Genomic DNA, 25,118 nt, shown 5'->3' on the forward strand with positions numbered 1-25,118 from the left:
TCACAAATCTACAATTTTTTTTCAATCGCAAAAGTTTTTCGCCTAAAAATCCTGTTTATCTTTGATACCTATGACAACGTTGAACGATGCATCTTTTTATAAAATTTTAAAGGAGAAATTTCCACACGAGCCTACGCTTAAGCAAGCGCTAGCATTACAGAAACTAGCAACGTATATACTTTCTGACAGAAAGGACGATGTGTTCTTGTTAAAAGGTTTTGCCGGTACAGGTAAAACAACTTTGGTTGGAACGTTGGTAAGTAGTTTGTGGAAGACTAGAATGAAAGCTGTTTTGATGGCTCCTACGGGGAGAGCAGCAAAGGTGATGTCTAACTATGCGAATACGCAATCTTTTACTATTCATAGAAAGATTTACTTTCCTAAAAAGCAAGGTGGGGGAGGTATTCAGTTTGTTTTGGCACCTAATAAGCATAGAAATACAATTTTTATCGTTGATGAAGCATCTATGATACCAGATGCACCAACAGATTCTAAGCTCTTTGGTAACGGGTCTCTTTTAGATGATTTAATTCAGTTTGTGTATGGTGGTCATAATTGTAAACTGATTTTAATTGGTGATACCGCTCAGTTGCCACCTGTACATTTGAATTTGAGTCCCGCATTAGATCCAGATAAATTAGCCCTGAATTATGATAAGGAGGTGGTACGGCTAGAATTGGACGAAGTAGTTCGTCAGGCCGAAGACTCTGGTATATTGGTTAATGCAACTTTACTGCGGGAGCAATTACAAAGTAGTTTTGTAGATGAATTTAAGTTTCTCCTGAGAAATTTTAAAGATATTATAAGGCTTGTTGATGGATATGAAATACAAGAGGCAATAGACACGAGTTATTCTGAAAACGGAAAAGAAGAAACTGCTTTTATAGTAAGGTCAAATAAAAGGGCAAACCTCTATAATGAGAATATCCGTAGTCGGATTTTGTTTTTAGAAAACGAGATTTCCGTAGGAGATTATATGATGGTAGTCAAGAATAATTATTTTTGGTTATCTCCGAATACAGAGGCCGGTTTTATTGCAAATGGTGATATTATAGAGGTGCTTGAGTTGTTTGCAATTAAAGAATTGTACGGTTTTAGGTTTGCTGAGGTAAAAGTACAAATGGTAGATTATCCTAACCAAAAACCCTTTGAAACAGTGTTGTTATTGGATACCATAAAGGCTGAAACACCCTCACTTCCATATGAAGAAGGAAACCGACTTTATCAGGAGGTAATGAAGGATTTTGTTGATGAATCTTCCAAATACAAGAAGTTTCTGGGCGTGAAGAACAACAAGTATTTTAACGCTTTGCAAGTAAAATTTTCATACGCTATTACGTGTCATAAATCTCAAGGGGGACAATGGAACACGGTTTTTGTAGAACAGCCGTATTTGCCTAACGGAGTGGATAGAGAGTACCTGCGTTGGTTGTACACTGCTGTTACCAGGGCAAAAAAACAACTGTATCTCATTGGTTTTAAGGATGATTTTTTTGTTGGTTCGGAATAGGCTAAATTGCGACCATGAAAAGTGTGGGATAGAATCGGTTTTTTTCGTTTAAGAAGTTTTCCATTTCAATCTCACACTCGCCAGAAAATAATTCAATACTATCATGACATTAGAAACTATTACCAGTATTTTTTTGGGTATAGGTTTGGCCGCTTCGGTGGGTTTTCGTGTATTCTTGCCTCTCTTTGCATTGAGTCTTGCCTCTTACACAGGTGTATGGGAATTGAATGAAAGTTGGCAATGGATAGGTAGTTTGGCTGCTTTGGTTACATTAGGCGCCGCTACTTTTGTAGAAATTTTCGCATATTTCATACCTTGGATAGATAATGTTTTGGATAGCTTTGCAGTGCCTTTGGCGGCAATAGCAGGTACCGCAGTAATGGTGTCCACGGTTGCGGATTTGGACCCTGTAGTCACTTGGTCTTTGGCAATTATAGCGGGCGGAGGAACGGCAACGGCCATTAAAGGGGCAGGAGCAACCAGTAGGTTGGCGTCAACGGCTACAACTGGTGGACTTGCAAATCCACTAGTATCAACTGTAGAGACAGGTACGGCGGTAGTTGTAACAACAGCTTCTATATTTGCACCGATTCTTGCAGTAGTTTTAGTTATAATTATATTGGTTGTTATTTTTCGTATTTACCGAAAATTAAGACCAAAACGGAATGAATCAGCTTAATAGTTCAGTTTTTGAATGCCGTTTTCATCCGTAAAAAAAAAGAATAGTTAACGATAATCAATACAGAGTGAAAATAATAGCCATGATACCGGCCCGTTATGCGGCATCTAGATTTCCTGCAAAATTAATGCAAGACCTTTCTGGGAAGCCCGTAATTCTACGTACCTATGAAGCAGCGATTAACACCAAATTGTTTGATGAAGTATATGTAGTAACGGATAGTGAAGTCATTTTTGATACCATAACTAATGCAGGAGGACAGGCTTTAATGAGTCAAAAAGAGCATGACTGCGGAAGTGACCGAATTGCAGAGGCGGTTACTGATATGGACGTAGATATTATCGTAAACGTTCAAGGTGATGAACCTTTTACGGATAGAGAGAGCTTAGCGAGCGTCTTAGAGGTATTTAAAAAGGATCCAGAGAAAGAAATAGACCTAGCTTCTTTAATGGTTAGAATTACGGATGAAGAAGAAATAAGTAACCCTAATACGGTTAAAGTCATTGTAGATAACCGTAATTTTGCGCTGTACTTTTCCCGTTCACCAATTCCTTATCCTAGAAATAAAGAAATAGAAAGTGTTTATTATAAGCACAAAGGCATATATGCCTTTAGGAAAAGTGCTTTAATGGCTTTTCAGCAACTGCCTATGTCGCCGTTAGAGGCAATAGAGAAGATTGAGGCCATTCGCTATTTAGAGTATGGTAAAAAAATTAAAATGGTAGAAACTACCATTTCTGGAATTGAGATTGATACCCCGGAAGATTTGAAAAGAGCGCAACAAGCATGGAGGTAGATTATAGTAAAATTAAAGTTATTGGCTTTGATGCCGATGATACTTTGTGGGTTAATGAGACCTATTTTAGAGAAGCAGAGGAAAAATTTAGTGAACTTCTAGAAGGGTACGAGACTAAAAATAAAATTGACCAAGAATTATTCAAAATGGAAATTAAAAACCTTGAGCTGTATGGTTACGGTGTAAAAGGTTTTATGCTCTCTATGGTAGAATCTGCTTTAGAGCTGTCTAATAATCAGGTTTCACAGCAGACTATTGAAAGTATTTTAGATCTTGGTAAAGAAATGTTACGGCAACCAGTAGAATTATTAGATGGCGTAAGAAAAGTTTTACGTAAATTAAGCGGTAATTATCGCTTAATAGTTTTGACTAAAGGCGACCTTTTAGATCAAGAACGAAAACTTGAGAAGTCAGGGCTTTCAGAATTTTTTCATCATGTGGAGGTTTTAAGTGATAAGAAAGAAGAGAATTATCAACATTTGCTGGATCATCTAGAAATTGATGTGAAGGAGTTTTTGATGATAGGAAATTCATTGAAATCTGATGTTTTGCCATTAATTGAAATTGGGGCACAAGCCGTTCATGTTCCGTTTCATACAACGTGGGAACATGAACAAGTGAAGATTAATGATGGGGATTATAATTATCTGAAAATAAATAAATTATCAGATATATTAGAGTATTTGAAATAGGATATGGAGGTAAAGAAAGATATGCAAGTAAAACAGGTAGCTGTAGGTCAGAAAACGGAATTTAAGAACTTTCCGATGGTACCTAGAGTGGTTTTTGGCAAGGGAAGTTTTGATCAGTTGGGAGATGTTTTAATGCCCAAGCGGAAGCATTCTGAAGCACCTTTCATTTTTTTGGTTGATGATGTTTTTGAAAATACGGAATTGGCTAAAAGAATTCCTTTAATCTTCAATGATCAAATTATTTTTATTTCGGCGGAAGAAGAACCCAAAACGGTTCAAGTTGATGCCTTAGTGGATAAAATTAAAAATGAATATCAAGATTTACCTTCTGGTATAGTTGGTATTGGAGGTGGTACTTTACTAGACCTAGCAAAAGCAGTTGCTATTTTATTGACCAATAATGGTAGCTCTTCGGAATACCAAGGGTGGGATTTAGTTCAAAAGCCATCAATTTTTCACGTAGGTATACCAACCATAAGTGGAACAGGGGCTGAAGTTTCTAGAACTACCGTTTTATTGGGGCCGGAGAAAAAGTTGGGAATCAATTCAGATTATACCACGTTCGGCCAGGTTCTTTTAGACCCAGATTTAACAAAAGGGGTTTCAAAAGAGCAATGGTTTTATACCGGTATGGATTGTTATATTCACTGTATTGAATCGTTAACAGGTACATATTTGAATGCTTTTAGCCAAAGTTATGGTGAGAAAGCACTAGACTTATGTAAAGAGGTGTATTTAGGTGATTTATCGGAAGAAGAATCTAGAGATAAATTAATGATGGCATCTTGGCATGGAGGTATGAGTATTGCCTATTCTCAAGTAGGTGTGGCGCATGCTATGAGTTACGGTCTTGGTTATCTGTTGGGGGTTAAGCATGGTATTGGTAATTGCCTGGTTTTTCAACATCTTGAAGAGTTTTATCCAGAAGGTGTAGCACTTTTTAATAAAATGAAAGATAAACATGGTATTGAGTTGCCTACGGGAATTTGCTCTCAATTAAGTGAAGCGGAGTTTGATACAATGATTAAAGTTGCTATGAACATGGTTCCACTATGGGAAAATGCTTTAGGTAAGAATTGGAGAGATACTATTACTCCAGAGAAATTAGAGTCCATCTATAGAAAAATATAGATTTACCCATTTTGGTAAGTGAAGTGCTGATTTTACAGGTACTGTAAGGTGTTTACCTTATTCCAACTTTAAAGTAATTCTCCTATGCAAAAACTGGCAAGTTTTATATATTTCAAGGTGATGGGCTGGAAAATGGTGGGTGAATTCCCGAGCCATTTAAATAAATTCGTCATTGCTGTGGTGCCTCACACCAGTTATGTTGATTTTTTTCTTGGATTGCTTATCCGAAAAGTATGGGATGAGCAAATCAACTTTGTAGGTAAGAAAAGCCTTTTTACATTTCCTTTCGGTTATATTTTTAGACGTTTAGGAGGTGAGCCTATAGATCGTAGCAAGAATAATGATATGGTTTCGGCCACGGTAAAGGTTTTTCAAAAGCGGGAGAAATTTAGATTAACAATTGCTCCTGAAGGCACCCGGAAGAAAGTTGATAAATGGAAAACGGGTTTTTACTATATAGCCAAAGGAGCTCAGGTACCTATTGTTTTAGTCGCTTTTGACTTTGGGAAAAAGCAAGTCAAAATTTCAGAACCATTATTTACTACCGCAGATAAAGAGGCCGATTTTGCAGTCTATCAAGAATTTTTTAAAGGGGTAGAAGGTAAAGTCTCCAGATAGTTTTTTCGTTTTAATTATCTGGTAGTTATTATGTTATATTCAGTCTTCAACTTTTAACATTTTTTTTAAAACCATCTTGTTCATTCCTCGTAGGTATAGTTAAATATAAAAACGAACAGATGAAAAAAAATGCAATACAACTCGGTTTAGCAATCACAATAGGTTCTTTCTTAATGGTTTCATGTGATAGTGATGACGATACAGTTGAAATGGACCAGCAAGATGAACAACAAGTGCAATTATTCGCTTCCAACAATAGTAACGGAAACGTTACGGTCTATGATATGACCAGTGGAGAGGTGAGTACTTTGACTACAACTTCTACTGCTGCGGAAGGTATTTATTATGATGATGATACAGATGAAATCATTCAAGCGTCAAGGTCTTCTAATCAATTGAACGCATTTGCGGATGTTTCTACTTTTTTGGTAGATGCTACAATTACAGCCTCTATTTCTAGCTCTGCGGATTTAGAAAGTCCAAGAGATATTGCTGTTGACGACGATTACATTGTAGTTGCCGATAATGCCGATGTAGATGGTAATGCAGACACACCAGATGGAAGATTATTTATCTATACTAGAAGTAACGGAGAAATTAGTTTGAGGAACGTAGTTACTACGGATTTTGCCCTTTGGGGAATTGAAATAGTGGGCGATGATTTATATGCGGTAGTCGATAAGACAAACGAGTTAGCTGTTTATACTGACTTTGTAGCTACAAATACGACTACTACAGCAATTAGCGCATCAAAACGTATTGCTATAGAAGGAATCGTGCGTACGCATGGTTTAGCTTATGATAATGGAACAATGATTCTTACAGATGTTGGAGATGCCGCATCTGATTCTGATGGAGCGTTTCATATTATTTCGGATTTTGATTCCAAATTTGGCGCTGTAGCAAATGGAGAAACTATGGTGGTAGCCAATAACCAAATTAGAGTTGCTGGTGCAAGTACCTTTTTGGGGAATCCGGTAGCAGCTGAGTACGATGCTGATTCAAAAATGGTCTTTATAGCTGAAGCAGCTAATGGAGGTGGTCGTGTATTGGCTTTCTCAAATGCAAACGCTGGCGGAGATATTGCACCTTCAGTGAACAATAGTTTAGCTTCTGCTTCTTCACTTTACTTCTACTCAAGTAAGTAAGACTAAAACAAATGATAAGTATAAAAAAGCGACCATTTCTGGTCGCTTTTTTGCTTTATAAACAAAGAGTTACACTACTCTTGCATGGTGTGATATACGTTTTGTACATCATCATCTTCTTCAATTTTTTCTAAAAGCTTCTCAACGTCGGCAGCTTCTTCTTCCGTAAGTTGTTTGGTTACTTGTGGAATACGCTCAAATCCGGAAGATAGAATTTCAATCTCTCTGTTTTCCAATTCTTTTTGAATAGCTCCAAAGCTTTCAAAAGGGGCGTAAATCAAGATTCCATCATCATCAACAAAAACCTCTTCTGCACCAAAATCTATAAGTTCCAATTCTAGTTCTTCAGGGTCAATACCTTCCGCTGGAATTCTGAAATTACAGGTATGGTCAAACATAAATTCTACCGAACCAGATGTTCCTAAACTACCATCGCATTTATTAAAGTAACTACGAACATTGGCAACGGTTCTTGTATTATTATCCGTTGCGGTTTCAACCAATATAGCAATGCCATGCGGTGCGTAACCTTCAAAAAGCACTTCTTTATAATCACCAAGACTTTTGTCAGAAGCTCTTTTAATAGCACGTTCTACATTGTCCTTAGGCATGTTAACAGATTTGGCATTCTGTATAACCGCTCTTAATTTGGCATTAGAATCTGGGTCTGGTCCACCCTCTTTTACTGCCATTACAATGTCCTTGCCTATACGCGTAAAAGCTTTGGACATTGCTGACCATCGCTTCATTTTACGTGCTTTTCTAAATTCAAAAGCTCTTCCCATAATTTGTAACTAAATATTTGTTGAAGGTAGCAAATTTAATAAAAATGGTAACGGTTGCAAGTAACTGAACTGTATCAACTCAAAAGACATCCGATTCGTGAGAATTTTAGAGGCCTTTATTCGCTTTCAATTATCTTTTCAATGCTGTGGGCGAGATTAAAATCTTTTTCGGTTATACCCTCGGCATCATGAGTGTTAAGTCTAATGTTTAGGGAGTTGTAAACATTGCTCCAATCAGGATGATGCCCTTGAGCCTCACATTCAAAGGCAATTCGTGTCATGACGGAAAAAGCATCTTTAAAATCTTTAAATTCAAAAGAGGTTTCAATAGCACCATCTACATATTCCCAACCACTAAGTTTCGCAAGTTTACTTTCGATTTCTTGTTCCGATAGTTTTTTCATAGTATTCAGATTAAGGTTTTAACATAATTATAATAATCATCAAATTACATAAATCAAATCTCTTAAAGGTCTGGAAAGCGATTGTTTTTAATGCTATCGCATTACGTGATGATCAATAATATCTTGATAACCGTACTGTAAATTTTTAGGTAATTTATTGTCTTTAGGAAGTACAGCAAGATAGCGCTCTTCATTTGTTGTAAATACCCGTTTGTAGATAGGTGTGAACTCGCCAATGCGATCAACTACTTCTTTTATAAAATCTTCGTGATGTACAAGGTCTTTACTGCCTAAATGGAAAATTCCAGTTTTATTTCTATTGATGAGGTAATGAATTTGTTGAGTTAGCTTATCATCATTGGTAACGTTCAAAACTAGATTCGGAAAAACTTCAACAGGTTCATTGTCCCAGATGTATTTTTTTATATCCTTTATTCGTGGAGAGCTATTACCAAAAACCATAGGCACGCGTAGTATACCCATTTTCTTTTGGGGCAACCTTAGCAACATGTTCTCTATTTTTATCTTGAACCTTCCATACACACTTTCGGAAAGGGTTTTGTCATGCTCGTAAGATGGGTATTTTCTATAGGCGTCAAAAACATTGGCCGAAGAAATAAAGTATAAACGACAATCATTAGCCTTTAGATATTCTACAATATGTTGGTGTGCTGTAATTTGAGCGGCAAAATTGCCTCGAACTGCAGAGATAATAATTTGCGGCTTTAGATTTTCGAGGATGCTATATATGTCATCCTCTTCCATATCATACTTTAAGAATTGCTGATTTTTATCAAACGACCTTCTTGCAGAATTATAGGTGCCAAACGTATTAAAATAAGGGTATAGTTCCTTATAAATAGCGTTACCTAAAAAGCCGCTTCCGCCAAGTATTAAAATTTTTTTTATCTCCAATCCTTAAAAAATTGAGTGTCCTGTTTTGGTAGTTAGTTCTTCGAGGGCGGCCATACCTAATTTAGAATTTCCTTTGGCATTCAAACCAGGGGACCAAGTAGCAACACAATACGTGTTGGGAAGTAAAGCTACGATACCACCGCCTACACCACTTTTACCGGGTAACCCTACTTCAAAAGCGAACTCACCTGCTTCATCGTAAAAGCCACACGTTAACATTAACGCATTTATACGCTTTACCTGATTTGTGGTAAGGTATATTTTTCCTCTTTGGCATTTACCATGGTTCATGAAGATATAAAATGCACTGGTGAGCTGTTGGCAGTTCATCTCTAATGAGCATTGATAGAAATAAAAGTCAAGAACAGATTCAACATCGTTATGTAGATTTCCGTAGGATTTCAATAAACTTGCTGCTGCGTAATTTTTATACCCCGTTCTTTTTTCCGACAATGCAACCTTTTCATTATAACGAATGGAAGAATCATTTGTTAGCTCTTGTATAAAACTTAGAAATTCTTCTTTAGGTTTTTTTAATCTAGATACCAGTATATCTGCAATAACTATGGCCCCTGCATTTATAAAAGGGTTTCTGGGAATGCCATTTTCTTGTTCTAAAAGCGATAAGTGATTAAACGGGTCACCAGAAGGCTCAACATCTACTCTTTTCCACAATTCATCGCCTACTAAACCAAAAGAAAAGGCAAGTGTAAGTACTTTAGAAATACTTTGAATAGAGAAACCCTCCAACGCCTCTCCAGAACTATAACTCTTCTTGTTAGCATCAAGAATATAAATACCGAATTTCTGAGAACTTACATTAGCTAGTTCTGGTATATAAGAAGCTACGATGCCTCTGTTGGTTGCTTCTTTAGAATGAGTTACAATTGTATCTATTATGGATTGATAATCTATCATGCCTTGTAAAACGGGGGCTTAACAACAGTTGCAGGTATCGCTTTTTTGCGTACTTGAATGTTTATTTTAGAGCCAGATTCAGCGAAAACTTGTGGCACATAGCCTAAACCAATTCCTTTTCCTAAAGATGGAGACATAGTACCCGAAGTAACAACCCCTATTTTATTTCCTTGTCCGTCTACAATATCATACCCTTGTCTAGGTATACCTCTTTCATCTAGTTCAAAACCTATAAGTTTACGTTCTGGAGTGTGCGCTTTTATCTTGGCTAACTCTTCGCTGTTAACGAATTTCTTGGTGAATTTGGTAATCCAACCTAAACCCGCCTCAAAAGGAGAAGTACTATCATCTATATCGTTTCCGTAAAGACAATACCCCATTTCAAGGCGTAGTGTGTCTCTAGCGGCAAGACCAATAGGTTTTATACCGTAATCCGCACCAGCTTCAAAAACCTTGTCCCAAACTTGTAACACTTCAGTGTTTTTGCAATAGATTTCAAATCCACCAGAACCGGTATATCCAGTTGCCGATATGATAACATTTTCAATACCTGCAAAATCTGCAACAACAAAATTGTAGAATTTAATACTTGCTAAATCTACCGACGTCAACGATTGCATAGCTTCAATAGCTTTCGGGCCTTGAATGGCCAAAAGAGAGAATGCGTCTGAAATATTGCGCATAGAAGCACCTATTTCCTCATTGTACTTTGAAATATGATTCCAGTCCTTATCAATGTTTGATGCGTTAACTACCAAAAGATAAGTTTCTTCCTTCACGCGATATATGATAAGGTCATCCACAATTCCATCTGTCTCATTGGGTAGGCAACTGTACTGAGCCTTGCCAATAGTAAGTTTTGAAGCATCGTTAGAAGATACTTTTTGAATTAAATCTAAAGCATTTGGCCCTTCGATTAAAAACTCCCCCATATGAGAAACATCAAAAACACCTACGCCTTTACGTACAGTCTCGTGTTCTACATTGACACCTTCATAAGAAACAGGCATATTATAGCCTGCAAAAGGTACTATCTTTGCACCTAAGGCTTCATGGGTCTGGGTTAACGCAGTATTTTTCATTGCACTTCTATTTTTAGGATTACAAAGCTATTGAAATATTTAACTATTGTATAATTGCGGTTTGTTATGTTTTACCCAATCTTTGTAAATTACCTAATACTATAATCAACTTTCTAAAAATAAATACCATGATAAGATTACTTTATTTCATAGTAGCGTTGTTATTGGCACCTTTAACAATTATAGCGCAAGATCAACCATCCGATTTTCTTTCGGCAGATTTTCACAAAGGCAGAAGAGATGAAGTTAGAAAAATGATGCCGGCAAATAGTGTGGCCGTGATATTTGCAAATGCGGTTAGAAACCGAGCTAATGATGTGGACTATGTGTACCATCAAGACCCTAACTTTTATTATCTGACCGGTTACAATGAGCCCAATGCAGTACTGCTTATTTTTTCTGAAGACCAGACCACAAAGGGGGTTGAAGGTAACGAGTTAATATATGTGCAAGAAAGAAACCCTAAGGCGGAGCAATGGAACGGAAAAAGATTAGGAATTGAAGGAGTAAAAAGTAAACTCGGTTTTAAGACAGCTTTTAACGGAAGTGCTTTTGAGGATATTCCAGTGAACTTTCAGGAATTTGACAAAGTATTGTTTTTTGATTTCGAAAACGATTATCGGGATTCAAGTGATGAAGCGGATTTGTATAATTTGATTCAAACCTTTAAAACGAAAGTTGATTACCCTGCTGATTTTGATAGTTCTAAAGACAGGTTCTATTCTATGATTACATCTACGGATGTCGAGAATAGCGCCAATGTGGCGCAAATTTTAGGGAGATACCTTAACAGGGATGAAAAACTTCAGGAAGATGAACTTATAAGTGGTTTTGTAAATGCCGAAGATGATAAATTAAGAAGTGAAATAAAGGAGAAGGTAAGTCTAAAGCTAGATGCCAATAATTTAAACTCTTCCATGTTGAATGAAATTTTAGCTTCATTACGGGAAACCAAATTGGCGGAAGAAATGGTCTTGTTAAAAAGGGCAATTGAAATTTCGGCAGTGGGCCAAGTTGAAGTAATGAAAGCCATGCACCCAAATATGTCAGAGACCGAGATTCAAGGAGTACACGAATATGTATATAAAAAGTACGGTGCAGAATATGAGGGTTATCCGTCCATAGTGGGAGGTGGTCATAACGGGTGTATTTTGCATTATATTGAAAACAACAAACCAGAAGTAGGGAATGATTTGGTGTTGATGGATTTAGGTGCGGAATACCACGGTTACACGGCGGATGTTACGAGAACGATACCTGCTAATGGAAAATTTTCAAAGGAACAGAAACAGATATACGACATTGTTTACGATGCGCAGGAAGCCGGGATTAAGGCAAGTACCCTTGGAGCACCGTTTCAGGCGCCAGGAGAAGCGGCCAGTAAAGTAGTTACCGCAGGTTTAATGAAATTAGGAATCATAACTAAAGAAGAAGATGCACGTATCTATTTTCCGCATGGAACTTCACATTATTTAGGATTAGATGTTCATGATAAGGGCACGTATCAACCATTTCAAGAGAATACGGTAATTACCGTTGAACCTGGAATTTATATTCCAGAAGGCAGTGATTGCGATGAAAAGTGGTGGGGAATTGCCGTACGTATAGAAGATGATATTCTTATTACAAAAAATGGCCCCGTGAATCTTTCCGCTATGGCGCCTAGAAAGGCAGAAGAAATTGAAAAAGTAATGAAGCAACCGAGTCCGTTGGACAAGTTTGAACTTCCAACTTTAAACTAATAAAAAAAGCCCCTAAAGAAACTTCTTTAGGGGCTTTTTAAATCTTATCTGTTCAACAGATATTGTTTTAGTTCTTCGTATTTTTTTATTGATATGGATTTCTTCTCTTTATCCATCACTTTCTTAATCTGCCCAGGGATAGTAACCGTTTGTCCAATAGTTTCTTCTACAACGTCCAAGAATTTTACAGGATGCGCGGTTTCTAAGAAAATACCATAAACATCAGGATGCGACTCTTGATACTTTTTGAGACCTAAATAGCCTACGGCACCATGCGGGTCCGCAACATATCCGCTTTCACCGTATATTTTCTTCATGGTCTCTTTAGTCTCGGCATCTGAAAAGGAATACGAAGAAAGGTTTTCTTTTAGTGCCTCAAAATTGTCTTGGTATAAATGTCTAATGCGAATAAAGTTACTTGGGTCACCTACATCCATAGCATTTGATATTGTTGCAGTAGATGGTTTTGGCTTGTACTCCTCAGTCTTCATGAACTCGGGTACGGTATCGTTTACGTTGGTAGAAGCTATAAAATGCTTTACAGGCATACCTAGACGTTGCGCAACCATTCCGGCACAAACGTTTCCGAAGTTTCCGCTTGGTATAGAAAAGACAATTTCCTTTCCTTGTGATTTCGCTTGTTTATAAGCAAAAAGGAAGTAGAATAATTGTGGCAGCCAACGTGCCACATTAATAGAGTTTGCAGAGGTCAATTGCATCTTTTCTAGAAGCGTTTCATCTAAAAATGCGGTCTTTACCATTTTCTGACAATCATCAAAAGTACCATCAACTCTAAGAGCGGTTATATTTTGCCCTAATGTGGTCAATTGTCGTTCTTGAATGTCACTAACTTTTCCGTCAGGATATAAAATAACAACACGTACTCCTTCCACACCTAAAAAGCCATTGGCAACGGCACCTCCGGTATCACCAGAAGTAGCTACTAGCACGGTCACATCTTGCTTTTCTCCTTCAGAGAAGTAACCCAGACAGTTGGCCATAAAACGGGCACCTACATCTTTAAAAGCCATAGTTGGCCCATGAAAAAGTTCTAAGGTAGAAACGTTTTCTTCGATTTCTACAACAGGAAAATCAAAGTCAAGTACTTTGGCAATGATTTCTCGAAGCCTTTCATTTGGTATTTCCTTGGATACAAATTGATGAATTGCATTAAAGGCAATCTCATGATCCGTTAAATCTTCAATTTGTTCAAAGAAACGCTTTGGCAAAGGCTCTATTTTCTCAGGAAAATAAAGCCCTTTATCAGGTGCAATTCCTTTTATTACGGCATCCTTAAATGAAACTTCAGGAGCTTTTTTATTCAGACTGTAAAAATTCATTACTATATGGTCTTAATTCCTTGACTATTAATTTTAGAAACATGAACATCATAATCTATTCCAATGTTCTTGTACACTTCTTTCATTGCCTGAGCAACTTTATTTGCGGTATCTATGCCTTTGCTGAATGCAAAAATAGAGGGACCCGACCCTGAAATGCCGCTACCTAAAGCACCGGCCTTTAGCGCCTCACTTTTGACTTGGTCAAAACCAGGTATAAGAATCGAACGGATGGGTTCAACAATATGGTCTTCTAAAGAGCGTCCGATGAGGTCGTAATCTTCGGTATATAGTCCGGCTATGAGTCCGCCTACATTACCCCATTGTTTGATGCCGTCCGCCAAAGTAATATTGGTTTTTAGTATTTTTCTCGAATCCGACGTCTTAACTTCTATCTGCGGATGGATTACCGTTGCATACAGATTACTAGGTGTATGAATGGGGACAATATCCAATGGGCTGTAACTGCGTACCAACGTAAAACCGCCAAATAGGGCAGGAGCTACATTATCGGCATGGGCTACACCACTCGCCAATCGTTCACCTTCCATAGAAAATTGAACGAGTTCAAGCGTTGAAAAAGGCTTCCCTAGCAGTTCGTTCATGGCCCAAACGGCACCTGTGGAACTGGCTGCACTGCTTCCAATACCGCTGCCGGCTTTTATTTTTTTATAGATTTCTATTTCAAACCCACCTTCGTAATCACTTTTTTCCAATAATGCCAAACCTGCTACGCCTGCAACGTTTTGAAGCGTTTCCATAGGTAAATCTTGACCTTCAAGTTTGGTGATTCGTATGCCTTTTTCTTGGGTTTTACGAATAACCATTGTGTCGCCTACGTTATCAAGAGCGACACCTAAAACATCAAATCCACATGAAACATTGGCTATTGTGGCTGGGCAAAAAACTTTGATTTCTTCCATGACTAGAAATTTCCAATTCTGATGATATCGGCAAAAATACCGGATGCCGTAACATCGGCACCGGCACCGGCACCCTTAATAATCATCGGTTGGTTCGGGTAGCGCTCCGTGTAAAATAAAACGATATTGTCACTTCCTTCCAAGTTATAGAAATCGTGTCCTTTTGGTATAGCCTGTAGTCCTACACTAGCTTTTCCGTCTTCGAACTGAGCCACATATTTTAGCTTGCTATCCGCATCGTGAGCTTCTTTGTACATGGCTTGAAAATCATCCTCATACTTTATCAACGAAGCAAAAAAGTCATCGTTGTTATCAGTATCAAGGCTTTCTTGTGGCAAGAACGATTTATTTTCGATATCGGTAATTTCTAATTGATTCCCACTCTCTCTAGCAAGAATTAATATTTTCCGCATAACATCAACACCGCTCAAATCTATTTTTGGGTCGGGTTCCGTGTAACCTTCTTCCTGTGCTTGTTTTACAATATCATGAAAAGTAGTTTTATCATTAAAATTGTTGAATACAAAGTTCAGACTTCCAGAAAGTACCGCTTGAATTTTTAGGATTTTATCACCAGAAGCAATCAAATGCTTTAAGGTATCAATAATTGGTAATCCTGCACCCACGTTGGTTTCGAACAAAAACGGAGCGTTGTAGGTCCTCGCCAACGATTTTAATTCCTGATAATTCTCAAAAGCCGATGAGCACGCAATTTTATTACAAGTAACCACCGAAATGCTATTGCCTAAATAGGTGTTGTATGTTTGAGAAACCTCTGCGCTTGCGGTATTATCAACAAAAATACTATTGCGGTAATTCAACTCATTTACCTTTTTCATGAAGGCTGCTTTATCCGCTTTTTCACCAGCGGCTAATTCGGCCTCCCAATCTTTAAGTGGAATTCCGGTTTCATTGAATACCATCGTACGGGAATTGGACATTCCAACCACCCGTATATTCAGCTTAAGATTTTCTTTTAAGAATTTCTTCTGTTGGTACACCTGCTTCAAAAATTTGGATCCCACGTTACCAACACCCATTACAAATAGGTTCAGTTGTTTTATGTTTTCCTCAAAGAACTCTTCATGCAATGCATTTAGGGCCTTCTTGACATCTTCTTTTTTGATGACAGCCGAAATATTTCGCTCAGAAGCTCCCTGTGCAATTACACGTAAATTGACGTTGTTTTTACCTAAAGTACTGAACATTTTGCCGCTCAAACCTTGGTGACTTTTCATATTGTCCCCTACAAGAGCGATGATGGCTAAATCTTTCTCGGCTATTACCGGTTTAATTTTACCTCTTTCGATTTCATATTCAAAAGCGGTGTTGACCACTTCTGTAGCCCTATCAATATCATCTGCGGAAATACCTACGCAGATAGAGTGTTCGGAAGAAGCTTGGGTAATTAAAACTACACTAATATCGGCTTGGGAAAGTACTTCAAAAAACCGTTTTGAAGTTCCCGGTATACCTACCATTCCAGGGCCTTCCAAAGATAAAAGAGCTATATTTTCAACGTGACTTATACCACGTACGGTCTTGCCTTTTTCGTTTTTATTCTTCGTAATAAGGGTTCCCGAATTACCAGGCTCGAATGTGTTTTTTATAAGGATGGAGATACCTTTTGCCAAAACGGGTTGAATCGTTGGTGGATATAAAACTTTAGCACCAAAGTGCGAAAGTTCCATTGCTTCTTCATATGATATATGTGGAATAGCCTTAGCCTGTCTTACTAGTTTAGGGTTGGCAGTATACATACCACTAACATCGGTCCAAATTTCTAAAAACTCTGCATTTACAGCTGCGGCAACAATTGCCGCGGTATAGTCGGAACCACCACGACCTAAGGTAGTAGAGTTTCCATTTTCGGAAGAGGCGATAAAGCCACCCATAACCACAACTTCGTGATTGTCTTTGCTGAAAAATGTCTCGCAATTAGCGTTGGTCAAATCAAAATTGACCATGGCCTTTCCGTTAATATTGTTTGTCTTTATAAGTTCCCTACTATCAACATAACCAGCGTTTAGTCCGTCTTGGGCAAAATATTCACTAATAATGTAGGAAGATAAAAGCTCCCCATAGCTCACGATTTTATCGGAAAGCTTGGGAGTGGTTTCTCCTATTAAAAATGCCCCTTCTACTAAGGTTTCTAAGGTATTCAGTTCACTTTTTACCTTGCTGAGTACTTTGCTCTGTGCGTTTACATTGATTAATTCTTTGGTCGTATCCAAATGTCTTTTCTCAATCTCCTGTAAAATGGATTTGTAGCCTTCACTTTGTTGAGCGGCCAAGTGTGCAGCATTTAACAGAAGGTCCGTAATGCCACCAAATGCAGATACGACTACTATGGTCTTATCCGTATTGGCATTTGATACTATATTTTTTACTAATGCAATGTTAGAGGCGTTGGCAACAGAAGTGCCGCCGAATTTTAAAACTTTCATGTTAGATGAAATTAACTCTTAAAAATAGATTGGATGCGAAATAACGCGTTAACGAACTGATATGTTTTTGCCTACCCCAATGGGGTGATGGTGCCAAATGTGTTGATTGAACCATTGGTCGTGAAGAAAAATTCAGTTGTTATGTTTGCGATATGCTTATACATAGTAAGAATGAAAGCATCAAATGTAGTACTTTTGGATTCTTAATCAAATTTTTGTTGTTAGTTATTGAGCTAGAATGTTAATTACTTACATTATTAAAATTTTTGTGAGATTTTCACAATGATTTTAGGGTTTAGCAGCTGTCTTATTTATGCAGAACTAATAATTGGCAACTAGGTACGTACTTAATAACCAGATAACTCTATACTATTCTACATGAAGATTTTCTCTGCAAAGCAAATTTACGAAGCTGATAAAGCAACGATTAAAAAGAATAATATTTCTAGTGATCAATTAATGGAGGGTGCGGCCGTGCAACTCTTCAACTGGTTGCATTACAGAATTCAAGGGGCGCCGGTAAAAATTCACTTATTCTGTGGTATTGGTAATAATGGTGGTGACGGGATAGCTTTGGCTAGGCACTTACAAGATCATGGATATAATATTGCTGTATATGTCGTTAACTATAGTAAGAAAAGGTCAGATGACTTTTTGGTAAATTTAGATCGTCTTAAAGACAGAAAGATATGGCCGGAATTTTTGGAGGAAAACTCGGTTTTACCGGAAATTGGCCGCGATGATATTATAGTTGACGCTATTTTTGGAATTGGACTCAACCGTACTCCAGATGCATGGGTTGTACATCTGTTTGAGCATATTCAAAAGTCGGAAGCTTTTGTGCTTTCGGTGGATATACCATCGGGATTATTTACGGATAGGGTGCCAGAAGACGAAAAAGCGGTCGTGAAAGCGAATCACACCCTAAGTTTTCAAGTTCCCAAGTTGGTTTTTTTCTTGCCGGAAACCGGAATTTTTACCGAACAATGGGAAGTTTTAGATATTAGTCTTGACCCAGAGTATCTTACAAATACAGAAACAGACTATGAGTTAATTGGTAAAAATGAAATGCTTCCTGTTTATATTCCTAGAGAGAAGTTCTCCCACAAGGGTACGCATGGGCATGGTTTAATTATAGGAGGAAGTTATGGAAAAATAGGAGCCGTTCATTTGGCTTCAAAAGCCTGTCTACAATCGGGGAGCGGGCTGGTTACCGCGTATGTGCCTAAATGCGGTTATATTCCGCTTCAAACCAATTTTCCTGAAGCTATGGTTTTGACTGATGTGGATGAGAACCATATTACTAAAATAGAATTTGATATTGACCCAACGGTTATAGGTGTTGGAGTTGGATTAGGGAAAGATAAAGCCACGGTTAAAGCGCTGGAAGAGTTTTTAGGTGAAAACAAAAAACCATTGGTCATAGATGCCGATGCCCTTAATCTACTTTCTGAAAATAAAGATTTGTTGGAAAAGATTCCGGCTCAGAGTGTGTTAACACCACACCCTAAAGAATTGGAAAGGCTGATAGGAAAGTGGAAAGATGATTTTGACAAGTTGGATACAGCCAAGAAATTTTCAAAACAGTACGATTGTATCCTGGTAATAAAAGGTTCGCATACTATTACTGTGTATGATAATAAAGGATATGTGAACACCACAGGGAACCCCGGTATGGGAACGGGAGGCACAGGCGATGTGCTTACCGGAATGATAACAGGATTGATAGCTCAGGGATACAATCCATTAAATGCAGCAGTTTTTGGAGTGTATTTGCATGGTAGGGCAGGAGATATTGCAGTTGAAAAAACAGGGTACCAGGCGCTTACCGCAACTGATGTTGTAGCGAATATTGGCGCTGCTTTTATTGATTTATTCGCTCAGCCGGAAAATAGACCGGAAGCAAATGAAAACGAGAGACCACAAGAATAATTATTAATCTACAATAATAAAAAGGTTGTAAAATTTAAAAACCTCAAGATTATAGGTCTTGAGGTTTTATTTTTGGTAGAATTATATAGTTTTATTTTACTTTTACACGTCTCTTGATCCAAGCTACTGCATTATCAAACTCAATGAAGAATTTCATAGGTTTTTTGTAGAACAGTTTTTCAATTTTAAAGTTGTGCATATCTATTTCCTTAACGGAAACAATAGCTAAGGCTTTCAGGTTGTCTAGTTGTCTTAAGTAAGTGTATATAGTAGGGTCTACGGCATAGGAATTTTTTCTAAGGCTAATGTAGCCAAAGTTTTTATCCCTAAAATGAATCTCTGAAATCCCTATAATTTGGTAAACTCTTTCTAATGTAAGTGTTGCTCCTTCATCGAACAGTGAAACCATATAGTTTTCATAAACCTGTATTTTTCCAACATCTAATTGATACTCCCTGACTATAACGGTCTTTTTTGGTCGTCTCACTTTCATTTTAAATATATTATAATGTCCTGAGACGAATGTAGATGTATCGTAAACTATTGTGAAAAATAATAGATTAAAAGCGAAAATATCGTTTATAGTGCTATTGCTTGAAACTAATTGTGTTTTGTTTCTTACTTTGAAACTTTTACATAAGAAAAAAGGGAGTCAATTTAATTGACTCCCTTTGCAAACAATTCTTACGTTAAGTTTATGTATTAGAAGATTTTTCTGCTTTTTTGATGTCAATAGTAAGTTCTTCTTTCTTTTCGTCTAAATCCATCATTATGGTGTCTCCTTCTTCAAGCTTAGAATTTACTATTTCTTCGGCTAAAGCATCTTCAATATATTTCTGAATAGCTCTTTTTAAAGGTCTAGCACCATATTGCTTGTCAAAACCTTTGTCAGCAATATAGTCTTTTGCTTTGTCTGTTAGACTTAAATCGTAACCAATATCTTTAATTCTGGCGAACAGTTTACGAAGTTCAATATCTATGATTTTGTGAATGTCTTCTCTCTCTAAAGCATTAAAGACAATAACATCATCTATTCTATTTAGAAATTCTGGAGCAAACGCTTTTTTAAGCGCCCCTTCAATAACACTCTTCTGGTGACTATCTTCTTGAGACTTCATTGCTGAAGTTCCAAAACCAATACCTTGACCGAAATCTTTCAATTTACGAGCACCAATATTAGAGGTCATGATAATAATTGAGTTTCTAAAGTCTATTTTTCGCCCTAAGCTATCCGTAAGGAACCCATCATCTAAAACCTGCAATAGCATATTAAATACATCTGGATGCGCTTTTTCAACCTCATCTAATAGAATAACAGAGTAAGGTTTGCGTCTCACTTTTTCGGTTAATTGGCCGCCTTCTTCGTAACCAACATATCCCGGAGGTGCTCCCACTAATCTGGAAATAGCGAATTTTTCCATGTATTCACTCATGTCAATACGGATCAACGCATCTTCTGAGTCAAAAAGCTCTTTTGCAAGTACCTTTGCCAATTGTGTTTTACCAACACCGGTCTGGCCTAGGAAAATGAACGAACCAATAGGCTTGTTAGGGTCTTTTAATCCCGCTCGGTTTCTTTGAATAGCCTTTGCAACTTTAGCAACGGCATCATCTTGACCAATTACATTAGATTTTATAAGGTTAGGTAATTCTGCTAGTTTATTACTTTCGGTTTGTGCTATTCTATTTACGGGAATACCGCTCATCATAGAAACAACATCTGCAACATTGTCTTCGCTAACCGTTTCTTTGTGCAGTTTACTATCTTCTTCCCACTTTTCTTGTGCTGTGCTTAGGTCTTTTTCTAGGCGCTTTTCATCATCACGCAATTTAGCGGCTTCTTCGTATTTCTGTTTTTTGACTACACTGTTCTTTAATTCACGAACGTCTTCAAGCTGTTTTTCTAGCTCCAGAATTTGTTTTGGAACATCCATATTAACAATATGAACACGAGAACCAGCTTCATCAAGCGCATCAATAGCTTTGTCTGGTAAGAAACGGTCCGTCATATAACGGTTCGTTAACTTCACACAGGCAACTATTGCCTCGTCTGTATAATTTACATTGTGGTGATCTTCGTATTTTCCTTTGATGTTATGAAGAATCTCAATAGTCTCTTCAACTGTTGTAGGTTCTACAATTACCTTTTGAAAACGTCTTTCTAAAGCGCCATCTTTTTCTATATATTGACGGTACTCATCTAGTGTTGTTGCTCCAATACATTGAATTTCGCCCCTTGCTAAAGCAGGTTTGAACATATTTGAGGCATCTAAACTACCTGTAGCGCCACCGGCACCTACAATAGTATGAATCTCATCAATAAAAAGAATAACATCATCATTCTTTTCAAGTTCGTTCATTACCGCTTTCATACGTTCTTCAAACTGGCCACGATACTTTGTGCCTGCTACCAAAGAAGCTAAGTCTAGCGTTACGACTCTCTTGTTATATAGAATGCGTGATACCTTTTTATTGATGATACGCAATGCCAGACCTTCGGCAATTGCACTTTTACCAACACCAGGTTCACCTATTAATAAAGGATTGTTTTTCTTTCTTCTACTTAGAATTTGAGATACACGTTCTATTTCCTTTTCTCTACCAACAACGGGGTCAAGTTTGTTCTCTTCCGCCATAAGCGTCAAATCACGCCCAAAGTTGTCCAGCACAGGAGTTTTTGATTTTTTATTGCCTTTTTGTCCGGCTGTAGTACCAAAACTACCTTCTTTACCCTCGCTATCGTCATTGTCACTAGGAAAAGATTCAGAAGTTGGTGAGTCTACAATATCATCATCGCTTGTAATCATAAATTTAAATTGTTCCTTAACACCATCATAATCTACTTTTAGTTTGTGCAGTAGTTTTGTGGTGGGGTCATTTTCGTTTCTCAAAATGCATAATAGTAAGTGCGCAGTATTGATCGAAGAACTCTGGAAAAGCTTGGCTTCTAAAAAGGTGGTTTTTAGAGCACGCTCCGCCTGCCTCGTCAAATGCAGGTTCTTTTTATCTTTTTGTAATGTGTTCGGGTTCGGGTTTGATGGGCTAAGAATTTCAACCTTTCGCCTTAGATGATCTAAATCGACCTCCATAGCGTCAAGAATACTAATTGCTTTGCCGTTACCATCTCGTAAAAGCCCCAACATTAGATGCTCGGTACCAATGAAATCATGGCCTAACCGTAGCGCCTCTTCCTTACTATAAGCAATTACGTCTTTTACTCTCGGTGAAAAATTATCATCCATAAATTTATCCTTTCATCTATAAAATTAGTAAAACTATACCAATCTAACGCAAATAGTGTACCTAATATTAGATAAAGTTGGCCTAAATAATGAAAAAGGAATGGGGTTAAAACCTATCGGGTAAAAGTAGAGGGAAGTTTTAGTCTTGAAAAAGTGTTGATAAATTGTTTAATAAAGAAGGTGGTATGTGCTATAAAGGCTATCATTTTGTGTATATTGGCATGTTTTTTAACTAAAATAATTCTAGGATTTAAAAATGGCAGAAGGAGAAAAATTGATTCCGATTAACATTGAAGAGGAAATGAAATCTGCTTACATCGATTATTCGATGTCAGTCATTGTGTCACGTGCTTTACCTGATGTCAGGGATGGTCTAAAACCGGTTCACCGAAGGGTGTTGTACGGGATGTATGAGTTGGGAGTTCGTTCCAGCAGCTCTCATAAGAAATCTGCGCGTATCGTGGGTGAGGTTCTAGGTAAGTTCCACCCGCATGGTGATACATCTGTATATGATGCTATGGTGCGAATGGCACAAGAGTGGAGTTTGCGTTACATGCTTGTAGATGGGCAGGGTAACTTTGGGTCTGTAGATGGAGATAGCCCAGCGGCTATGCGTTATACGGAGGCCAGAATGCGTAAGATTGCCGATGACATGTTGGCTGATATAGATAAGGATACAGTTGATCATCAATTAAATTTTGATGATTCCTTACAGGAGCCAACCGTTCTTCCTACCCGTGTGCCGGCTTTGTTGGTTAATGGTGCTTCCGGTATTGCTGTAGGTATGGCAACGAACATGCCACCGCACAATTTAACTGAAGTTATTAATGGTACTGTAGCTTATATTGAAAATAACGATATTGAGATCGATGAGATCATGACCCATATAAAGGCTCCTGATTTTCCAACAGGCGGTACTATTTATGGGTATGATGGCGTTAAAGAAGCTTTTCATACCGGTAGAGGTAGAGTCAAAATAAGGGCTAAAGCTATTATTGAAGAAGTACAAGGTAGGGAATGTATAGTTGTTACTGAGATACCTTATCAAGTGAACAAGGCGGACATGATTAAGAAAACTGCCGACCTTGTCAATGAAAAGAAAATTGAAGGTATATCTAGTATTCGGGACGAATCGGATAGAAAAGGAATGCGAATCGTTTATATTTTAAAACGAGATGCTATACCAAATATCGTTCTTAATACTTTATATAAATATACTGCATTACAGAATTCTTTTAGTGTAAACAACATTGCGTTGGTAAACGGTCGCCCTCAGTTGTTGAACGTTAAAGAGATGATTCATTACTTCGTAGAACACCGTCACGAAGTAGTGGTAAGGCGTACTGAATTTGAACTTAAGAAAGCAGAGGCTCGTGCCCATATTTTAGAAGGTTTAATTATTGCTTCCGATAATATTGACGAAGTAATTGCTATTATTAGAGCATCGTCTAATGCAGATGAAGCTAGGGCAAACCTAATGGAGCGCTTTAAGTTGACTGAAATTCAGGCGAAGGCGATAGTTGAAATGAGATTACGTCAGTTGACCGGACTAGAACAAGATAAGCTTCGTGCAGAGTATGATGAAATTCTTTTAACTATTGCGGACCTTAAGGATATCTTGGCTAGAAAAGAGCGAAGAATGGAGATTATTACCGAAGAACTTTTAGAGATAAAGGAAAAGTATGGTGATGAGCGTCGTTCTGAAATCAATATGGCCGGAGGCGATTTAAGTATTGAAGATATGATTCCTGATGAGCAAGTGGTGATTACCATTTCGCACGCAGGATATATTAAGAGAACTCCAGTTTCTGAATATAAGACTCAAAACAGAGGAGGAGTTGGTCAAAAAGCATCTTCAACTCGAAATGAAGATTTCTTAGAATACTTATTCGTTGGTACCAACCACCAATATATGTTGTTCTTTACTCAAAAAGGGAAATGTTTTTGGATGCGTGTTTACGAAATTCCAGAAGGTAGTAGAACTTCAAAAGGTAGGGCTATTCAAAACCTTATCAATATAGAGCAAGATGATAACGTTAAGGCGTTTATTTGTACTCAGGATCTTAAGGATGAGGAGTATGTAAACAGTCATTATGTTATTATGGCCACCAAGAAAGGTGTGGTTAAGAAAACAAGCTTAGAACAATACTCAAGACCAAGGCAAAATGGAATTAATGCCATTGGTATTCGTGAGGGAGATGAGTTATTGGAAGCAAAATTGACTACAGGTACAAGCCAAATTTTCTTAGGTTTGAAGTCTGGTAAGGCCATACGCTTTGAAGAGAGCAAAACGCGCCCAATGGGTAGAAATGCTTCTGGTGTTCGTGGCATTACTTTGGCAGATGATAATGATGAGGTAATAGGTATGGTATCTGTTCATGATATGGAAGATAACCTTCTTGTAGTTTCTGAAAACGGATATGGTAAACGTTCTGATATTGATGATTACCGTATAACGAACAGAGGCGGTAAAGGAGTTAAAACGATTTCTATAACAGAAAAAACAGGAGGTCTTGTAGCGCTTAAGAATGTTTCCGATTCAGATGATCTAATGATCATTAATAAATCCGGTATTGCTATCCGTATGAGTGTGGAGGATTTAAGGGTTATGGGAAGAGCCACGCAAGGGGTTCGTTTAATAAACCTAAAAGGAAACGATTCGATTGCTGCAGTAGCAAAGGTTATGAAGGATGAGGATGAATTGACCGAAGCTGATGTATTGGATATAGACGTGAAACCTGAGGAAGATGGCACGGCTCTTGATAATGATACGCCAGAAGCAACCGAAGAAGAATAAATTTGAACTATAATTAT

General features: G+C 37.7%; 20 protein-coding genes. 10 read left to right on the top strand and 10 right to left on the bottom strand.

The window, feature by feature from the left end; all coding sequences use genetic code 11:
* The first annotated feature begins 70 nt into the window (after positions 1–70).
* The 7 genes from IWC72_RS12275 (at position 71) to IWC72_RS12305 (ending at position 6,574) form a co-directional block, all read left to right on the top strand.
* Positions 71–1,510: an ATP-dependent DNA helicase gene (locus tag IWC72_RS12275; protein WP_194529943.1), complete on the top strand. Its 1,440-nt coding sequence runs from the start codon at positions 71–73 to the stop codon at positions 1,508–1,510.
* A gap of 103 nt (positions 1,511–1,613) precedes the next feature.
* On the top strand, positions 1,614–2,189 hold the full coding sequence (locus IWC72_RS12280) for a DUF4126 domain-containing protein (protein WP_194529944.1): 576 nt from the start codon (positions 1,614–1,616) through the stop codon (positions 2,187–2,189).
* An 82-nt stretch (positions 2,190–2,271) separates the two neighbouring features.
* Positions 2,272–2,985 (top strand): 3-deoxy-manno-octulosonate cytidylyltransferase, encoded by a 714-nt coding sequence (kdsB, locus tag IWC72_RS12285; protein ID WP_194531145.1) that lies wholly within the window; start codon positions 2,272–2,274, stop codon positions 2,983–2,985.
* Positions 2,976–3,677, top strand: a complete 702-nt coding sequence (locus IWC72_RS12290; RefSeq protein ID WP_194529945.1) for an HAD family hydrolase — start codon at positions 2,976–2,978, stop codon at positions 3,675–3,677. Before kdsB ends, IWC72_RS12290 begins: the two co-directional genes overlap by 10 nt.
* A 3-nt stretch (positions 3,678–3,680) precedes the next feature.
* Positions 3,681–4,808, top strand: coding sequence for an iron-containing alcohol dehydrogenase family protein (locus IWC72_RS12295; RefSeq protein WP_194529946.1), 1,128 nt, complete (start codon positions 3,681–3,683; stop codon positions 4,806–4,808).
* Positions 4,809–4,892: 84 nt separating this feature from the next.
* Complete coding sequence (locus tag IWC72_RS12300; RefSeq protein WP_194529947.1) at positions 4,893–5,426, top strand: 1-acyl-sn-glycerol-3-phosphate acyltransferase; 534 nt, start codon at positions 4,893–4,895, stop codon at positions 5,424–5,426.
* Between the two features lie 119 nt (positions 5,427–5,545).
* Positions 5,546–6,574: a YncE family protein gene (locus tag IWC72_RS12305; RefSeq protein WP_194529948.1), complete on the top strand. Its 1,029-nt coding sequence runs from the start codon at positions 5,546–5,548 to the stop codon at positions 6,572–6,574.
* A gap of 74 nt (positions 6,575–6,648) precedes the next feature.
* On the opposite strand, the gene IWC72_RS12310 is transcribed toward IWC72_RS12305, so the two are convergent.
* From IWC72_RS12310 to gcvT, 5 genes are all read right to left on the bottom strand, one after another.
* The gene (locus IWC72_RS12310) at positions 6,649–7,359 is read right to left on the bottom strand and encodes a YebC/PmpR family DNA-binding transcriptional regulator (RefSeq protein ID WP_194526493.1); all 711 of its coding nucleotides are present in this window, start codon (positions 7,357–7,359) and stop codon (positions 6,649–6,651) included.
* 116 nt (positions 7,360–7,475) lie between these two features.
* Positions 7,476–7,763 carry a 4a-hydroxytetrahydrobiopterin dehydratase gene (locus tag IWC72_RS12315; protein ID WP_194529949.1) on the bottom strand — a complete coding sequence of 96 codons (288 nt, stop codon included), beginning with the start codon at positions 7,761–7,763 and terminating at the stop codon, positions 7,476–7,478.
* Between the two features lie 93 nt (positions 7,764–7,856).
* Complete coding sequence (locus IWC72_RS12320; protein ID WP_194529950.1) at positions 7,857–8,678, bottom strand: sugar nucleotide-binding protein; 822 nt, start codon at positions 8,676–8,678, stop codon at positions 7,857–7,859.
* 3 nt (positions 8,679–8,681) lie between these two features.
* The gene (locus IWC72_RS12325) at positions 8,682–9,596 is read right to left on the bottom strand and encodes a glutaminase (protein ID WP_194529951.1); all 915 of its coding nucleotides are present in this window, start codon (positions 9,594–9,596) and stop codon (positions 8,682–8,684) included.
* Entirely contained in the window at positions 9,593–10,678 is a 1,086-nt protein-coding gene (gene gcvT / locus IWC72_RS12330) for a glycine cleavage system aminomethyltransferase GcvT (protein ID WP_194529952.1), read from the bottom strand. Before gcvT ends, IWC72_RS12325 begins: the two co-directional genes overlap by 4 nt.
* Positions 10,679–10,806: 128 nt before the next feature.
* On the opposite strand from gcvT, the gene IWC72_RS12335 reads away from it, so the two are divergent.
* Positions 10,807–12,420 carry an aminopeptidase P family protein gene (locus IWC72_RS12335; RefSeq protein ID WP_194529953.1) on the top strand — a complete coding sequence of 538 codons (1,614 nt, stop codon included), beginning with the start codon at positions 10,807–10,809 and terminating at the stop codon, positions 12,418–12,420.
* A gap of 44 nt (positions 12,421–12,464) precedes the next feature.
* Here the strand turns inward: IWC72_RS12335 and thrC are convergent, their stop codons facing one another.
* The 3 genes from thrC to thrA are packed head-to-tail and all read right to left on the bottom strand — an operon-like array spanning position 12,465 to position 17,130.
* Positions 12,465–13,760 (bottom strand): threonine synthase, encoded by a 1,296-nt coding sequence (gene thrC, locus IWC72_RS12340; RefSeq protein WP_194529954.1) that lies wholly within the window; start codon positions 13,758–13,760, stop codon positions 12,465–12,467.
* A gap of 2 nt (positions 13,761–13,762) precedes the next feature.
* Positions 13,763–14,683, bottom strand: a complete 921-nt coding sequence (locus IWC72_RS12345) for a homoserine kinase (RefSeq protein ID WP_194529955.1) — start codon at positions 14,681–14,683, stop codon at positions 13,763–13,765.
* 2 nt (positions 14,684–14,685) lie between these two features.
* Positions 14,686–17,130 carry a bifunctional aspartate kinase/homoserine dehydrogenase I gene (gene thrA / locus IWC72_RS12350; protein WP_194529956.1) on the bottom strand — a complete coding sequence of 815 codons (2,445 nt, stop codon included), beginning with the start codon at positions 17,128–17,130 and terminating at the stop codon, positions 14,686–14,688.
* 378 nt (positions 17,131–17,508) lie between these two features.
* On the opposite strand from thrA, the gene IWC72_RS12355 reads away from it, so the two are divergent.
* Positions 17,509–19,062 (top strand): NAD(P)H-hydrate dehydratase, encoded by a 1,554-nt coding sequence (locus IWC72_RS12355; RefSeq protein ID WP_194529957.1) that lies wholly within the window; start codon positions 17,509–17,511, stop codon positions 19,060–19,062.
* A gap of 91 nt (positions 19,063–19,153) precedes the next feature.
* Here the strand turns inward: IWC72_RS12355 and IWC72_RS12360 are convergent, their stop codons facing one another.
* Together IWC72_RS12360 and IWC72_RS12365 are read right to left on the bottom strand one after the other, a co-directional pair.
* Positions 19,154–19,555, bottom strand: a complete 402-nt coding sequence (locus IWC72_RS12360; protein ID WP_194526503.1) for an STAS/SEC14 domain-containing protein — start codon at positions 19,553–19,555, stop codon at positions 19,154–19,156.
* A 202-nt stretch (positions 19,556–19,757) separates the two neighbouring features.
* Positions 19,758–22,304 (bottom strand): ATP-dependent Clp protease ATP-binding subunit, encoded by a 2,547-nt coding sequence (locus IWC72_RS12365; protein ID WP_194526504.1) that lies wholly within the window; start codon positions 22,302–22,304, stop codon positions 19,758–19,760.
* A 256-nt stretch (positions 22,305–22,560) separates the two neighbouring features.
* Here IWC72_RS12365 and gyrA point away from each other — a divergent pair, with 256 nt between their 5' ends.
* Complete coding sequence (gene gyrA / locus IWC72_RS12370; RefSeq protein WP_194529958.1) at positions 22,561–25,101, top strand: DNA gyrase subunit A; 2,541 nt, start codon at positions 22,561–22,563, stop codon at positions 25,099–25,101.
* Positions 25,102–25,118 lie beyond the last annotated feature (17 nt).

The organism is Zobellia roscoffensis (assembly GCF_015330165.1).
Classification (GTDB): domain Bacteria; phylum Bacteroidota; class Bacteroidia; order Flavobacteriales; family Flavobacteriaceae; genus Zobellia; species Zobellia roscoffensis.

Coding starts and splice junctions, on each gene's coding strand:
- IWC72_RS12295 (WP_194529946.1), top strand. CDS start 3,681: ATGGAGGTAAAGAAAGATATGCAAGTAAAACAGGTAGCTGTAGGTCAG.
- IWC72_RS12290 (WP_194529945.1), top strand. CDS start 2,976: ATGGAGGTAGATTATAGTAAAATTAAAGTTATTGGCTTTGATGCCGAT.
- gyrA (WP_194529958.1), top strand. CDS start 22,561: ATGGCAGAAGGAGAAAAATTGATTCCGATTAACATTGAAGAGGAAATG.
- IWC72_RS12360 (WP_194526503.1), bottom strand. CDS start 19,555: ATGAAAGTGAGACGACCAAAAAAGACCGTTATAGTCAGGGAGTATCAA.
- kdsB (WP_194531145.1), top strand. CDS start 2,272: ATGATACCGGCCCGTTATGCGGCATCTAGATTTCCTGCAAAATTAATG.
- IWC72_RS12280 (WP_194529944.1), top strand. CDS start 1,614: ATGACATTAGAAACTATTACCAGTATTTTTTTGGGTATAGGTTTGGCC.
- IWC72_RS12315 (WP_194529949.1), bottom strand. CDS start 7,763: ATGAAAAAACTATCGGAACAAGAAATCGAAAGTAAACTTGCGAAACTT.
- IWC72_RS12335 (WP_194529953.1), top strand. CDS start 10,807: ATGATAAGATTACTTTATTTCATAGTAGCGTTGTTATTGGCACCTTTA.
- IWC72_RS12365 (WP_194526504.1), bottom strand. CDS start 22,304: ATGGATGATAATTTTTCACCGAGAGTAAAAGACGTAATTGCTTATAGT.
- IWC72_RS12310 (WP_194526493.1), bottom strand. CDS start 7,359: ATGGGAAGAGCTTTTGAATTTAGAAAAGCACGTAAAATGAAGCGATGG.
- IWC72_RS12345 (WP_194529955.1), bottom strand. CDS start 14,683: ATGGAAGAAATCAAAGTTTTTTGCCCAGCCACAATAGCCAATGTTTCA.
- IWC72_RS12275 (WP_194529943.1), top strand. CDS start 71: ATGACAACGTTGAACGATGCATCTTTTTATAAAATTTTAAAGGAGAAA.
- gcvT (WP_194529952.1), bottom strand. CDS start 10,678: ATGAAAAATACTGCGTTAACCCAGACCCATGAAGCCTTAGGTGCAAAG.
- thrC (WP_194529954.1), bottom strand. CDS start 13,760: ATGAATTTTTACAGTCTGAATAAAAAAGCTCCTGAAGTTTCATTTAAG.
- IWC72_RS12325 (WP_194529951.1), bottom strand. CDS start 9,596: ATGATAGATTATCAATCCATAATAGATACAATTGTAACTCATTCTAAA.
- IWC72_RS12355 (WP_194529957.1), top strand. CDS start 17,509: ATGAAGATTTTCTCTGCAAAGCAAATTTACGAAGCTGATAAAGCAACG.
- IWC72_RS12300 (WP_194529947.1), top strand. CDS start 4,893: ATGCAAAAACTGGCAAGTTTTATATATTTCAAGGTGATGGGCTGGAAA.
- IWC72_RS12305 (WP_194529948.1), top strand. CDS start 5,546: ATGAAAAAAAATGCAATACAACTCGGTTTAGCAATCACAATAGGTTCT.
- thrA (WP_194529956.1), bottom strand. CDS start 17,130: ATGAAAGTTTTAAAATTCGGCGGCACTTCTGTTGCCAACGCCTCTAAC.